The sequence below is a fragment of the Streptomyces sp. DH12 genome (genome assembly GCF_020873895.1).
Taxonomy (GTDB): Bacteria; Actinomycetota; Actinomycetes; order Streptomycetales; family Streptomycetaceae; genus Streptomyces.
This window is the reverse complement of the sequence record NZ_JAHWGT010000033.1, coordinates 22,058-34,907: the sequence shown is the minus strand read 5'-3', so window position 1 is coordinate 34,907 and position 12,850 is coordinate 22,058. Positions and strand designations below refer to the sequence as shown.

Sequence of the window (12,850 nt, the reverse complement as noted above, 5' to 3'; positions counted from 1 at the left end):
GGGTCACTGGGCGGCCGCCCTCCGCTCGCCCACGAGGGTGACGACGCACTCGACGACCTGCTGGAGCGTCAGGTCGGTGGTGTCCACCTCGACGGCGTCGTCGGCCTTGGCGAGGGGGGAGGTCTTGCGGCTGGAGTCGGCGGCGTCCCGCCTGACGAGGGCCTCGCGGGTCGCGGCGACGTCCGCGCCCTTCAGCTCGCCGGCGCGGCGGGCCGCGCGGGCCTCGGCGGACGCGGTGAGGAAGACCTTCAGGTCGGCGTCGGGGAGGACGGTGGTGCCGATGTCGCGGCCCTCGACGACGATGCCGAGCGGGGCGGCGGCCGCGATGGACCGCTGGAGCTCGGTGATCCGGGAGCGCACTTCGGGGACGGCGCTGACGGCGCTGACCGCGGCGGTGACCTCCTGGGTGCGGATCGGGCCGGAGGCGTCCACGCCGTCGACGGTGATGGTCGGCTGCGAGGGGTCCGTACCGGAGACGATGACCGGCTTGCCGGAGGCGTCGGCCACGGCGGCGGCGTCGTTCACGTCGATCCCGTTGGAGATCATCCACCAGGTGATCGCCCGGTACTGGGCCCCGGTGTCCAGGTAGCTGAGGCCGAGCGCGGCCGCGACGGCCTTCGAGGTGCTCGACTTGCCCGTGCCGGAGGGGCCGTCGATGGCGACGATCACGGATTCCACGGTGTCGGACACCTTCCTGCGTACGGGGAGCGGGGCCGGCCGGTTGCCGAGGACCCGCCACAAGGTTACCGACTGTCCCCGCCACTCCTCGCACCCGCTGCCGGCCGCCCCCGCGCGGGGGCGGCGCCCCGCGGGCGGCCCGGGCCGGCGGCCCCTCCCGGCCCGGGCCGCCACCGGGCCCTCCGGCCCGGGGTCAGGGGGTCACTGCCGCAGGGCCCAGCCGCGCTCCCGCAGCGCCGCCGCGAGCGGCGGCGCTGCGGACGGGGCGACCATCAGCTGCACGACACCCGCCTGCTGCCCGGTCGCGTGCTCGATGCGGACGTCCTCGACGTTGACGCCGGCCTTGCCTGCGTCGGCGAAGATGCGGGCCAGCTCGCCGGGCTGGTCGCTGATGAGGACGGCGACCGTCTCGTACGCGGCGGGGGCGGTGCCGTGCTTGCCGGGGACTCGGCCGCGGCCGGTGTTGCCCCGGCGCAGGACGTCCTCGACACCGGTGACGCCCTTGCGGCGCTCGTCGCCGTCCGGGGACTGCAGGGCGCGCAGCGCGCGGACGGTCCCGTCCAGGTCGGCGGCGAGCGCCGCGAGCACGTCGGCGACGGGGCCGGGGTTGGCCGAGAGGATGTCGACCCACATGCGCGGGTCGGACCCCGCGATGCGGGTGACGTCGCGGATGCCCTGCCCGCAGAGGCGCACGGCCGTCTCCTCGGCCTCCTCCAGTCGGGCGGCGACCATCGACGAGACCAGCTGCGGCGTGTGCGACACCAGGGCGACGGCCCGGTCGTGGGCGTCGGCGTCCATGACGACCGGGACGGCCCGGCAGAGCGCGACCAGCTCCAGGGCGAGGTTGAGCACCTCGGTGGCGGTGTCCCGGGTGGGGGTGAGGACCCAGGGGCGGCCCTCGAAGAGGTCGCCGCTGCCGGCCAGCGGACCGGACTGCTCCTTGCCGGACATCGGGTGCGTGCCGATGTAGGCGGACAGGTCGGCGCCGAGGGCCGCCAGCTCGCGCAGTGGGCCGCCCTTGACGCTGGCCACGTCGAGGTAGCCGCGGGCCGTGCCGGCGCGCATGGCGTCGGCGAGGGTGCCGGCCACGTGGGCGGGCGGCACGGCCACCACGGCGAGGTCCACGGGGCCCTCGGGCGGGGCTTCCGTGCCCGCCCCGCGGGCGGCGGCGGTACGGGCCCGGGACGGGTCGTGGTCGACGAGGTGGACGGTCACGCCCCGGTCGGTGAGGGCGAGGGCGACCGAGGTGCCGATCAGCCCGGTTCCGATGACGACTGCGGTTCTCACTGGGCGGTGTCCTTGGGGCGGAGGAGTGGGGGCGGGTGACGGGCTGGAGGCGGGTGACGCGGGGCGCGGGCGCGGGGCGGCCGCGCGTTCAGCCTAGTCAAGGTCGTCCGGCGCCGCCGGGGCCGTCGAGGGGCGAGACTGGTGCGCATGCTCTTCCACGTCGTGCCCCTCGCGGAGTGGGCCACCGGCCCGGACCGCCCGTACCGTCCCGCCTCCCTCGCGCGGGAGGGCTTCGTGCACTGCTCCGCCGACGCGGCCGGGGCGCTGGCCGTCGCCGGCGCGCACTACCGGGACGTGCCGGGCACGCTGCTGGCGCTGGTGGTCGACGAGGGGCGGCTGACCGCCGAGGTCCGCTGGGAGCGGTCGGGGGCGGGGGTCTTCCCCCACGTGTACGGGCCGCTGGAGCGGGCGGCCGTCACGGCCGTCCTGGAGGTGCGGCGGGGCCCGGACGGGGCGGCGCTGGAGCTCGTTGCCCGGGCTTGAGAAGCGCCGCTCGGGGGTGTCGGCCACCGGTCGGGGATGACACGTCCCAGGATGTCCGCATGCACCCCTCTCCTCCCGAGTCGGCGCGGCCGGCCGCGCCCCGCCGCCGTACCGTCCTCACCGGCACGCTCACCGCGGCCACCGCCGCCCTCGTCCCGGCGTGCGGCGACGACGGCGGGCCGGCCGGGAAGGTGGTCGCCTCGGCCGCCGACGTCCCGGTCGGCGGCGGCACCGTCGTCGCGGCCGAGAAGGTCGTCGTGACCCAGCCGGTCGAGGGCGAGTTCCGGGCCTTCTCCGCGGTCTGCACCCACCAGGGCTGCACGGTCGGGTCCGTGGCCGACGGGCTGATCGTCTGCCCGTGCCACGCAGGCCGGTTCCGCGTCACCGACGGGTCCGTCGCCTCCGGCCCGGCGACCCGGCCGCTGCCGGCCCGCCGGATCACCGTGGCCGGGGGCGAGATCCGGCTGGCCTGACCCGGGGCGGGGGCCGACTGGCCCGACCCGGGGCGGGGGCCTCCGGGCGGACCCCCGGGCGGGGGTCTCCGGGCGGCGGGGACCCCGTAGGGTCGTGGCCATGTCTGGGCAGCCCGTCACGCCGGAAGAGCTGGTACGCGACCACACCGTCTACTCCTGCGTCATGGGGTCCCGGGCCTTCGGCCTGGCCACCGCGCGGAGCGACACCGACCGCCGCGGCGTGTTCGTGGCGCCGACGCCGCTCCAGTGGCGCCTGGACAAGCCGCCCACCCACGTCGACGGCCCGGCGCCGGAGCAGTTCAGCTGGGAGGTGGAGCGGTTCTGCGAGCTCGCCCTGCGCAGCAACCCCAACGTCCTGGAGTGCCTGCACTCGCCCCTCGTCGAGTACGTCGACGACACGGGCCGGGAACTGCTGGCGCTGCGCGGCGCCTTTCTCTCCCGGCGGGCGTACGACAGCTTCACCCGGTACGCGCTGGCCCAGCGCCGCAAGATCGAGGCGGACGTCCGGCAGCACGGCGCGCCCCGCTGGAAGCACGCCATGCACCTCGTGCGGCTGCTGGGCAGCTGCCGCGACCTGCTGCGCACCGGTGAACTCACCGTGGACGCCGGGGACCTGCGCGAGCGGCTCCTCGCGGTGAAGCGCGGCGAGGTCCCCTGGCCGGAGGTGGAGTCGTGGATGACCCGCCTCGGGAGCGAGGCGGACGCCGCGCTCCCGTCGTCGCCCCTCCCGCCCGAGCCGGACCGGGCCCGGGTGGAGGACTTCCTGTACCGGGTGAGGCTGCGCTCAGCCCTGCGGGCCGTGGAGGCGGGCCCGCACGACGAGGGCGTGCAGCGCGTCGTGGGCCCCGGCCGCGGAGTCCGGTAGCCGCGACGCCTGCTGCGCGGCGTCGAGGGCGCCGTGGAGCGCCTCGACGTCCTCGGCGAGGCGGTCCTGGCCGACGCCGGCCGCCGGCCCGTGCTCGGCCTCCGCCTTGGCGGCGATCAGCTCCGGGAGGTACGCGGGGGCCTCCCCCACCGTGTCGAGGAGCGTGGGCAGGTGCGCCACGACCTCGCCGGAGCGCATCAGATGGATGCCGGTGAGGAGGGTGCGGAAGGTGTACAGCAGGGGTTTCAGTTCGGCGTTCTTCTCGAACAGCCGCCACTGGGTGCAGGCGAAGCCCCGGTAGTGGTGGGCGTGGTGGGTGGTGACCACGTCGGGCGCGAGGGCGGCGAGTTCGGCGTGCAGCGCGGTGGTGTGCACCACGAGCGGCGACAGGAGCTGTTCGAGTACGTAGCCGTTGCGGCGCAGCATCAGCCGGACGAACTTGCGCAGGTCGTGCGTGACGAGGTCCATCTCCACGCCGTCCCGCTCCCAGGCCCTGGAGCGGGTCTCCTCCGGCTCGCGCAGTCCGATCAGCGCGTCCACCGGCAGCAGGTGCACGCCCCGCAGGTCCACGTCCGAGTCGCGGGACGGGAATCCGTAGAGGTGCGCGCCGGAGACGGTGGCGAAGAGCAGCGGGTCGGGCTGCTCGGCGACGACGGGGGCCAGGTCGGGGAGTTGCAGGAGATCGGTCATGGCCTAAGCGTCCCAGAGAGTGCCCAGGGTGAGCAGTTCACTTCCGTGCTCGATCCGGTCGGCCCACTCCCCCGGCCACGCCCCGGCGCCCAGGTGCGCGCCGGCGAAGGCGCCCGCCAGGCAGGCTAGGGAGTCGGAGTCGCCCCGGGTGCAGGCGGCCCGGCGCAGCGCGGTGAGGGGCTCCTCGGGGAAGAGCAGGAAGCACAGCAGGGCGGTGGTGAGCGCCTCCTCGGCGATCCACCCGTCGCCGGTGTACAGGCAGGGGTCGGTCTCGGGGTTGGCGTCGCGCAGCGCCGTGTCGAGCCGGGCCAGGGCGGTCAGGCACTCGTCCCAGCCGCGTTCGGCGTACGCCTGCGCCGTCCGGTCGTGGGACCGGGTCCACAGGTCGCCGAGCCACCGGTGGTGATAGCGGGAGCGGTTGTCGTACGCGTAGGAGCGCAGCCGGCCGACGAGGCCGAGGGGTTCGGCGCCGCGGGCGAGCAGGTGCACGGCGTGCGCGGTGAGGTCGGCGGCGGCGAGCGCGGTGGGGTGGCCGTGGGTGAGGGCGGCCTGGAGCTGGGCGGCTCCGGCGCGCTGTTCCTCGCCGAGGCCGGGGACGAGGCCGATCGGGGCGACCCGCATGTTGGCACCGCAGCCCTTGGAGTCGATCCGGCTCGCCTCCTGCCAGGGCCGGTCCCCGTCGAGCAGTTCGCAGGCGACCAGGCAGGTGCGGCCGGGCGCGCGGTTGTTGTCCGGCGCGTGGTACCAGGCGACGAACTCCTCGCGCAGCGGGCCGGTCAGCGACTGCGGGCCGAACGCGCCGCGGTCGAGGGCGGTGCGTGCGGCGCGGGCCACGGCGAGGGTCATCTGCGTGTCGTCGGTGATGAACGCGGGTGTCGGCAGGGCCGTCTCCCGCCAGGGGCCGCACTTGGCGAGGATCGAGGGGACGTCGTCGAACTCGGTGGGGAAGCCCAGCGCGTCTCCGAGCGCGAGCCCGATCAGCGAGCCGGTGGCAGCCTGCTTGGTGCGGGTCGTCGGGGTGGTCATCCGGTCCGTCCTTCGGGTCGCAGCAGTGGCGGGTGCAGCGCGGTGGCCGGCCCCGCCCGGTAGAGGGCGGCCGGTTTCCCCCGTCCGCCGGTGAGGCGAGGCGGTCCGTCCACGGCCCGGACGAAGCCGGGGGTGGCGAGGACCTTGCGCCGGAAGTTGGGGCGGTCGAGCGTGACGCCCCAGACCGTCTCGTACACCTGCCGCAGCTCGCCGAGGGTGAACTCGGGCGGGCAGAAGGCGGTGGCGAGGCAGGTGTACTCCAGCTTGGCGCCGACGCGCCGGTGGGCGTCGGCGAGGATCGTGTCGTGGTCGAAGGCGAGGGGCCCGTGCGCGCCGTGGGGTAGCCACCGGGCGTGGGCGGCGTCGCCGCCGCCGCGGGGTTCGGGCAGGTCGGGGACGAGGGCGGTGTACGCGACGGAGACGACGCGCATCCGGGGGTCGCGGTCGGGGTCGCTGTAGGTGGCCAGCTGCTCCAGGTGGAGGCCGGCGGCGGTGGCGTCGGACAGCCCGGTCTCCTCGGCGAGTTCGCGCCGGGCGGCCCGCTCGGCGGACTCGTCGGGCAGGACGAACCCGCCGGGCAGGGCCCAGCGGCCCGCGTGGGGTTCCTGTCCGCGCCGGACGAGCAGGACCTGGAGGCGCTCCTGACGGACGGTGAAGACGGCGAGGTCGACGGTGACGGCGAACGGCGGGAAGGCGCGCGGGTCGTACCCCTCGGGCCGCTGGGCCTGCATCTCGCTCCGGACGGGTGGGTGCGCGGGCGGGGGCTCCGCCACCCTCACCGGAACCCCTTTAATGGTCACCATGACTATAAAGCGGGAAGCGTGCGGCCCACAAGCGGTTCGGCGGCCCGTGGTCCACCAGCGGCTCGCACCGGGAACGCGGAAGCCCGCGGCCGGGGGCCGCGGGCTTCGACTGGTGGTGGACCGCAGGGTCGGGTGGCTCGGCGCCACCGGATCAGAGGCCGACCTCCTTCATGAGCATGCCGACCTCGGTGTTGGTCAGACGGCGCAGCCATCCCGACTTCTGGTCGCCGAGCTGGATCGGTCCGAACGCGGTCCGCACCAGCTTCTCGACCGGGAAGCCCGCCTCGGCGAGCATGCGGCGCACGATGTGCTTGCGGCCCTCGTGCAGCACCACCTCGACCAGGTAGTTCTTGCCGGTCTGCTCGACGACCCGGAAGTGGTCGGCGCGGGCGTAGCCGTCCTCCAGCTGGATGCCGTCCTTGAGCCGCTTGCCCACGTCGCGCGGGAGGGGGCCGGTGATGGCGGCCAGGTACGTCTTCTTCACGCCGTACTTCGGGTGCGTGAGGCGGTGGGCCAGCTCACCGTGGTTGGTGAGCAGGATGATGCCCTCGGTCTCTGTGTCGAGCCGCCCGACGTGGAAGAGGCGCGTCTCGCGGTTGGTGACGTAGTCGCCGAGGCACTGGCGCCCGTCGGGGTCCTCCATCGTGGAGACGACACCGGCGGGCTTGTTCAGCGCGAAGAACAGGTACGACTGGGTGGCGACCGTGAGGCCGTCGACCTTGATCTCGTCCTTCTCCGGGTCGACGCGCGTGCCCTGCTCGATGACGATCCGGCCGTTGACCTCGACACGGCCGGCGTCGATCAGCTCCTCGCAGGCCCGCCGCGAACCCACGCCGGCGCGGGCGAGCACCTTCTGCAGGCGCTCCCCCTCCTCGTCGCCGAACGTCTTGGGCGTCTTGATCTCGGGCTTGTTCGCGTACCGCTCGCGGTTGCGCTCCTCGATCCGCGCGTCCAGCTCGCGCGGGCGCGCCGGCACGGTGCGGCCGCCGCCGCGCTGCGGCGACTGGCGCGGGCCGCCCTTGGCGCCGCCTCGGGCCGCCGCGCCGCGTCCGCGCTTGGGGCCGCCGTCGGCGGGACCGCCGCCGACCTCGTAGGTGCGCTCCTCGGGGCGGGGGCGGCGGGGGTTGCCCGCGGCACCCCTGGACCGGTCGTCACGGCCGCCGCCGGCACCCCGGTAGCCGCCACCGCCACCAGTGGCACCACGGCCGCCGCCACCGCCACTGCCGCCGCGGCCACCGCCACCGGGACGGCCACCGCCGCCACCGCCGGTGGCGCCGCGACCGCCGCTGCTGCCGCGGCCGCCGCTGTTGCCACCACGGCTCCCGCCGTTGTTTCCGCTGCTGTTCCTGCCGCTGCTGCTTCGCATCAAAGTTCCGTCTTGTCGTCTGCGTGCTCGGAGTCCGGTGCGTCCGGATCGAACGACGGGACCCCTTCCTGCGTCTCCGCCTCGATCGCGTCCGCCTCGGGGAGGAAGGGCGCGAGCTCGGGGAGCTCGTCCAGGCCGCGCAGGCCCATCCGCTCCAGGAAGTGGTTCGTCGTCCTGTACAGGATCGCACCTGTTTCGGGTTCCGTGCCCGCCTCCTCGACCAGGCCCCGCTGGAGGAGGGTCCGCATGACGCCGTCGCAGTTCACCCCGCGCACCGCCGAGACCCTCGACCGGCTGACCGGCTGGCGGTAGGCGACGACCGCCAGGGTCTCCAGCGCGGCCTGGGTGAGCCGGGCCTGCTGCCCGTCGAGGACGAAGCTCTCGACGGCGTCCGCGTACTCGGGCCGGGTGTAGTACCGCCACCCGCCGGCGACGAGCCGCAGCTCGAAGCCGCGCCGCTGCACGTCGTACTCGTCGGCCAGCTCGCGCAGCGCGTCGGCGACCTCGCGGCGCGGGCGGTCGAGCACCTTCGCCAGGTGCTCCTCGGTCGCGGGCTCGTCCACGACCATGAGGACGGCCTCCAGGGCCGGCTTCAGCTCCGTCACGTCTCCTCCTGGTCGAACTCGTCGGTCACCGCGGCCCCGTCCCCGCCCGTCCAGCGCACGGTCAGCTCCCCGAGCGCCTCCTCCTGCTCCAGGGCGACGGCCTTCTCCCGGTACAGCTCCAGCAGGGCGAGGAACCGGGCGACGACGGTGAGGGTGTCCGGGGCGTCCTCGGCCAGCTCCCGGAAGCCGATCTCGCCGCGCTCGCGCAGCCGGGCGACGACCACCCGAGCCTGCTCGCGGACGCTGACCAGCGGGGCGTGGACGTGCTCGACGTACACCTGCGGCCGGGGCCTGGGCTGCATCGCCTTGACGGCCAGCCCGGCGAAGCGCTCGGCGCCGACGCTGATGACCACGTCCGGCAGCAGCTCCGCGTGGTGCGGCTCCAGTCCGACGGTACGGGGGTGGCGCCGCCCCTCGCTCTCCAGCCGCCCGCTGAAGATCTCGGCGACCCGCTTGTACGCGCGGTACTGCAGGAGGCGCGCGAAGAGCAGGTCCCGCGCCTCCAGCAGGGCCAGGTCGGCCTCGTCCTCCACCTCGGCGGCGGGCAGCAGCCGGGCGGCCTTGAGGTCGAGGAGCGTCGCGGCCACGACGAGGAACTCGGTGGTCTGGTCGAGGTCCCCGTCCGGCCCCATGGCGCGGATGTGCGCCATGAACTCGTCGGTGACCTTCGACAGGGCGACCTCGGTGACGTCCAGCCGGTGCCGGGAGATCAACTGGAGCAGCAGGTCGAAGGGGCCTTCGAAGTTGGCCAGCCGCACGGTGAACCGCCCACGCGCCTCCGGGGCGGCGCCGTCCGGGGGGACGGCGTCCGGAGGGGCCGCACCCGGCGCCGCGGGGGCCGGGGGCGCGGGGGCGACCGGCGACGCGGGGGCGGTGACCGGCGCCGCGGCGTCCGCGGGGGCGGTGGAGGCGGTGGGGTCGGCACCGGCGGTGGCGGGCGGGGCCAGGACGGGGGCCGGGGCCGGAGCGGCCCTGGGGGCCTCTGCCGCGCCCGCGGACCCGGGCGCCCGCACGGGGGCCCTGCGCGGCGTCGCCGGGGCCCGGGGGCCGCGCGCCCGGGCCGGGGCCGAGGAGGCGGCGCCGGCGGGGCGCGTCGGGCGGGTCGTTCGGCGGCATCGTGGTCCAGGGGCGAGCGGGGGCGGCGGCCCGTAGGCTACCCGGCGCGGGCGCCGGACGGCGCCGTACGCGCGCGGGCGGGGCTCAGCGGCCGCGCAGGCGGCGTACCAGGATGCTCGCGTCCCCCCGGGACTCCAGGTCCGCCAGGACGACCGCGACGGCCTCGCGGACGATGCGCCCGCGGTCCACGGCCAGCCCGTGCTCGCCGCGCAGGACCAGGCGCGCGTGCTCCAGGTCCATCAGCTCCTCGGCGGAGACATAGACGGTGATCTTCTCGTCGTGGCGCTCCCGCCCGCTCGGCCGGCGGCTCGGGGAGCGGCGCCCGCGCCGGGCGGCCGGCGCGGCGGCGCCCTTCGCCGTCTGGGCCGCGGCTCCGGCGGCCCCGCCGGTCTCCGGCTCGTCCGCCGACGCGCGGGCGCGCGGCGGCCGGTCGGGCTCGGGCTCGCCCGCCGCCGTCGCGGCGTGCTCCCCGGAGGGCGGGGTCTGCTCTCCGGCCTGACCGGGCACCCGGGGCTCGCCCGGGGTCTGGCGTCGGGGGGTCGACGCCTGCAGCGCCATGCCCCCGGTCGTACGGAACAGCTCGTCGGCACCGGGAAGACTCACTCGGCGTGACACCGGGCGAGCACCTCCCTGGCGAGCTGGCGGTAGGCGGCCGCGCCGACCGAGTTCGAGGCGTACGTGGTGATCGGCTCGCCCGCGACCGTGGTCTCCGGGAAGCGCACGGTACGGCCGATGACGGTGTGGTAGACGTGGTCGTCGAAGGCCTCCACCACCCGGGCGAGCACCTCGCGGCTGTGCACCGTCCGGGAGTCGTACATGGTGGCGAGGATGCCGTCGAGCTCCAACTCCGGGTTGAGGCGCTCCTGGACCTTCTCGATGGTCTCGGTCAGCAGCGCGACGCCGCGCAGCGCGAAGAACTCGCACTCGAGCGGCACTATCACCTTGTGAGCCGCCGTCAGCGCGTTGACCGTGAGCAGGCCGAGCGAGGGCTGACAGTCGATCACGATGTAGTCGTAGTCCTGGAGCAGCGGCTTCAGGGCCCGCTGGAGCGTGGACTCGCGCGCGACCTCGCTGACCAGCTGCACCTCGGCGGCCGAGAGGTCGATGTTGCTCGGCAGCAGGTCCATGTTGGGCACGGCGGTCTTGAGGAGCACCTCGTCCGCCGACATGCCCCGCTCCATGAGCAGGTTGTAGACCGTCAGGTCGAGCTCCATCGGGTTGACCCCGAGGCCGACCGAGAGCGCGCCCTGCGGGTCGAAGTCGACGAGCAGCACCCGCCGTCCGTACTCCGCCAGCGCGGCGCCCAGGTTGATGGTCGACGTGGTCTTCCCCACGCCGCCCTTCTGGTTGCACATCGCGATGATCGTCGCGGGGCCGTGCTCGGTGAGCGGGCCCGGGATCGGGAAGTACGGCAGGGGCCGTCCGGTCGGGCCGATCCGCTCGCGGCGCTGCCGGGCGGCGTCGGGCGCGAGGGTGGCCGCGTACTCCGGATCCGGCTCGTACTCGGCGTCGGGGTCGTAGAAGTGCCCCTCGGGCAGCTCGTCGTAGGCGGCGAAGTGGGTGGACTCTCGGCCACTCTCGTTGCCGGCCATGGCGTTCACGTGTTGGCCGTCCATCATCTTCATCGTGTGGGGTGTCGTCATGTGCTGGTGCGTCGCGAAGGTTCGGACAGCGACGGAGCCGACGGCCTCGAACCCGGGCGGCGGGCCGCCGTGGGCCGCCGTGGGCGTCCCTGGTTGAGCGGCCCCGGGAGTAAATGTCGACTCATTCACAAGTCGTCTTACCTCCTTGGACGTGACCAGGAAACTTATCGATAGGTCAGCGTGGCACCATGCCGACGGTTGGCGACTCTATGGCGTGTCACCGCTCCGCAGCAACACAATCGGCCGGACGCGGCGGGATGTGTCGGCGGGCGAACCCCCTCCTGTCAAGGGCGCGCGACCCCCGATCCGCGCGTTTCGCGGGGGCGCGAATCGGTTCAAGGGTTACGTTCGAGGCGAGTTGCACCGGCTCGTGCGTGCGAGCGGACACACGTCCGGCCGGACCTCGTCGGGCGAGGTCCGGCCGGTTGCGTGAGGTTGACGACCTCCGTTGACCCGACCGCGCGCCCGGCCGCCGTCACGCGCGGGGGCGGACGGCGGGCGGGGCGGCGGAGGCGGTCAGGGGCGCGGGGCGCGCCCGGGGAGGCGTCAGCCCAGGAGGGTGTCGATCTCGACGTGGTCGAGGCCGTGCGCCTCGGCGACCTCGCGGTAGACGACCTTGCCCTCGTGGGTGTTGAGGCCCCTGGCCAGCGCGGGGTCGCGGCGCAGCGCCTCGACCCAGCCGTTGTTGGCGAGGGAGACGATGTACGGCAGCGTGGCGTTGGTCAGGGCGTTGGTGGAGGTGTTGGGCACCGCGCCCGGCATGTTGGCCACGCAGTAGAAGACGGAGCCGTGCACCGGGAAGGTCGGCTCGGCGTGCGTGGTGGGACGGGAGTCCTCGAAGCAGCCGCCCTGGTCGATCGCGATGTCGACAAGGACACTTCCGGGCTTCATCCGGGACACCAGCTCGTTGGTGACCAGCTTCGGGGCCTTGGCGCCCGGGATGAGGACGGCGCCGATGACGAGGTCGGCGTCGAGGACGGCCTTCTCCAGCTCGAAGGAGTTCGACATCACGGCCTTGACCTTCGTGCCGAAGATCTTGTCGGCCTCGCGCAGCTTGTTGATGTCGCGGTCGAGCAGGGTGACGTCGAAGCCCATGCCGACGGCGATCTGCGTGGCGTTCCAGCCGGAGACGCCGCCGCCGATGACGACCGCCTTGGCGGGGGTGACGCCCGGGACGCCGCCCGGCAGCACACCGCGGCCGCCGGCCGCGCGCATCAGGTGGTACGCGCCGACCTGCGGGGCCAGCCGGCCCGCGACCTCGGACATGGGGGCGAGCAGCGGCAGCGCGCGGTTGGCGAGCTCGACCGTCTCGTACGCGATGGCGGTGGTGCCGGACTCCAGCAGGGCGTCCGTGCACTCGCGGGACGCGGCGAGGTGCAGGTACGTGAAGAGGGTCTGGTCCTTGCGGAGGCGGTGGTACTCCTCGGCGATGGGCTCCTTGACCTTCAGCAGCAGGTCGGCGGTGGCCCAGACCTCGTCGGCGGTGGGGAGGATCCGCGCGCCGGCGGCCACGTACTCGGCGTCCGTGATCGAGGAGCCGGCACCGGCGTTCTGCTCGACGACGACCTCATGGCCGTTGCGGACGAGCTCGTGCACACCGGCGGGGGTGATGGCCACGCGGAACTCGTTGTTCTTGACCTCGCGGGGGATGCCGACCTTCATCGTCGATCACGGTCCTTGACTCAGGGGTATTGGGGGTGAAGCGCTCTACAGCGATACATACCCGCGCGTACCAGGACGCAGCGGGGCACACCGCGGTTAATCGCAGCGGACCCAGTCTAATGAAGGACTTCCCCGTGTCTAGCCTTACAAAGC

General features: G+C 74.5%; 14 protein-coding genes. 3 read left to right on the top strand and 11 right to left on the bottom strand.

Annotation, left to right across the window (positions count from 1 at the left end; translation table 11 throughout):
- Window positions 1-3: 3 nt before the first annotated feature.
- Both cmk and LPA54_RS25770 read right to left on the bottom strand, forming a co-directional pair.
- A complete protein-coding gene (gene cmk, locus LPA54_RS25775; RefSeq protein WP_228981926.1) occupies window positions 4-690 on the bottom strand; it encodes a (d)CMP kinase in 687 nt (228 codons plus the stop codon).
- A gap of 189 nt (window positions 691-879) precedes the next feature.
- Complete coding sequence (locus LPA54_RS25770; RefSeq protein ID WP_228981925.1) at window positions 880-1,965, bottom strand: prephenate dehydrogenase; 1,086 nt, start codon at window positions 1,963-1,965, stop codon at window positions 880-882.
- Window positions 1,966-2,112: 147 nt separating this feature from the next.
- Here LPA54_RS25770 and LPA54_RS25765 point away from each other — a divergent pair, with 147 nt between their 5' ends.
- The 3 genes from LPA54_RS25765 to LPA54_RS25755 all read left to right on the top strand — a co-directional run bounded on the left by LPA54_RS25765 (window position 2,113) and on the right by LPA54_RS25755 (window position 3,786).
- Window positions 2,113-2,448: a DUF952 domain-containing protein gene (locus LPA54_RS25765; protein WP_228981924.1), complete on the top strand. Its 336-nt coding sequence runs from the start codon at window positions 2,113-2,115 to the stop codon at window positions 2,446-2,448.
- Window positions 2,449-2,507: 59 nt separating this feature from the next.
- The gene (locus LPA54_RS25760) at window positions 2,508-2,921 is read left to right on the top strand and encodes a Rieske (2Fe-2S) protein (protein ID WP_228981923.1); all 414 of its coding nucleotides are present in this window, start codon (window positions 2,508-2,510) and stop codon (window positions 2,919-2,921) included.
- 100 nt (window positions 2,922-3,021) lie between these two features.
- Window positions 3,022-3,786, top strand: a complete 765-nt coding sequence (locus tag LPA54_RS25755) for a nucleotidyltransferase domain-containing protein (RefSeq protein WP_228981919.1) — start codon at window positions 3,022-3,024, stop codon at window positions 3,784-3,786.
- Here the strand turns inward: LPA54_RS25755 and LPA54_RS25750 are convergent.
- From LPA54_RS25750 to ald, 9 genes are all read right to left on the bottom strand, one after another.
- Window positions 3,706-4,476 (bottom strand): nucleotidyltransferase domain-containing protein, encoded by a 771-nt coding sequence (locus tag LPA54_RS25750; protein WP_228981917.1) that lies wholly within the window; start codon window positions 4,474-4,476, stop codon window positions 3,706-3,708. The two genes, LPA54_RS25755 and LPA54_RS25750, sit on opposite strands and share 81 nt — an antisense overlap.
- A 3-nt stretch (window positions 4,477-4,479) precedes the next feature.
- Complete coding sequence (locus LPA54_RS25745; protein WP_228981915.1) at window positions 4,480-5,502, bottom strand: ADP-ribosylglycohydrolase family protein; 1,023 nt, start codon at window positions 5,500-5,502, stop codon at window positions 4,480-4,482.
- Entirely contained in the window at window positions 5,499-6,233 is a 735-nt protein-coding gene (locus LPA54_RS25740) for an NUDIX domain-containing protein (RefSeq protein ID WP_228981999.1), read from the bottom strand. The genes LPA54_RS25745 and LPA54_RS25740 overlap by 4 nt, the downstream gene beginning before the upstream one ends.
- A gap of 223 nt (window positions 6,234-6,456) precedes the next feature.
- Window positions 6,457-7,671 carry a pseudouridine synthase gene (locus LPA54_RS25735; RefSeq protein ID WP_228981913.1) on the bottom strand — a complete coding sequence of 405 codons (1,215 nt, stop codon included), beginning with the start codon at window positions 7,669-7,671 and terminating at the stop codon, window positions 6,457-6,459.
- On the bottom strand, window positions 7,671-8,240 hold the full coding sequence (scpB, locus tag LPA54_RS25730; protein ID WP_228981998.1) for an SMC-Scp complex subunit ScpB: 570 nt from the start codon (window positions 8,238-8,240) through the stop codon (window positions 7,671-7,673). The genes LPA54_RS25735 and scpB overlap by 1 nt, the downstream gene beginning before the upstream one ends.
- A 32-nt stretch (window positions 8,241-8,272) precedes the next feature.
- A complete protein-coding gene (locus LPA54_RS25725) occupies window positions 8,273-9,289 on the bottom strand; it encodes a ScpA family protein (protein ID WP_228981912.1) in 1,017 nt (338 codons plus the stop codon).
- 187 nt (window positions 9,290-9,476) lie between these two features.
- Window positions 9,477-10,007: a hypothetical protein gene (locus tag LPA54_RS25720; RefSeq protein ID WP_228981910.1), complete on the bottom strand. Its 531-nt coding sequence runs from the start codon at window positions 10,005-10,007 to the stop codon at window positions 9,477-9,479.
- Window positions 9,992-11,164 carry a ParA family protein gene (locus tag LPA54_RS25715; RefSeq protein ID WP_228981909.1) on the bottom strand — a complete coding sequence of 391 codons (1,173 nt, stop codon included), beginning with the start codon at window positions 11,162-11,164 and terminating at the stop codon, window positions 9,992-9,994. Before LPA54_RS25715 ends, LPA54_RS25720 begins: the two co-directional genes overlap by 16 nt.
- 417 nt (window positions 11,165-11,581) lie before the next feature.
- Window positions 11,582-12,697 (bottom strand): alanine dehydrogenase, encoded by a 1,116-nt coding sequence (ald, locus tag LPA54_RS25710; protein ID WP_228981908.1) that lies wholly within the window; start codon window positions 12,695-12,697, stop codon window positions 11,582-11,584.
- Between the last annotated feature and the right edge of the window lie 153 nt (window positions 12,698-12,850).

Excerpts from the sequence above, each read along its gene's own strand:
- LPA54_RS25765 (WP_228981924.1), top strand. The coding sequence starts at position 2,113 with ATGCTCTTCCACGTCGTGCCCCTCGCGGAGTGGGCCACCGGCCCGGAC.
- LPA54_RS25760 (WP_228981923.1), top strand. The coding sequence starts at position 2,508 with ATGCACCCCTCTCCTCCCGAGTCGGCGCGGCCGGCCGCGCCCCGCCGC.
- LPA54_RS25755 (WP_228981919.1), top strand. The coding sequence starts at position 3,022 with ATGTCTGGGCAGCCCGTCACGCCGGAAGAGCTGGTACGCGACCACACC.
- LPA54_RS25750 (WP_228981917.1), bottom strand. The coding sequence starts at position 4,476 with ATGACCGATCTCCTGCAACTCCCCGACCTGGCCCCCGTCGTCGCCGAG.
- LPA54_RS25745 (WP_228981915.1), bottom strand. The coding sequence starts at position 5,502 with ATGACCACCCCGACGACCCGCACCAAGCAGGCTGCCACCGGCTCGCTG.
- LPA54_RS25740 (WP_228981999.1), bottom strand. The coding sequence starts at position 6,233 with ATGCAGGCCCAGCGGCCCGAGGGGTACGACCCGCGCGCCTTCCCGCCG.
- LPA54_RS25735 (WP_228981913.1), bottom strand. The coding sequence starts at position 7,671 with ATGCGAAGCAGCAGCGGCAGGAACAGCAGCGGAAACAACGGCGGGAGC.
- scpB (WP_228981998.1), bottom strand. The coding sequence starts at position 8,240 with ATGGTCGTGGACGAGCCCGCGACCGAGGAGCACCTGGCGAAGGTGCTC.
- ald (WP_228981908.1), bottom strand. The coding sequence starts at position 12,697 with ATGAAGGTCGGCATCCCCCGCGAGGTCAAGAACAACGAGTTCCGCGTG.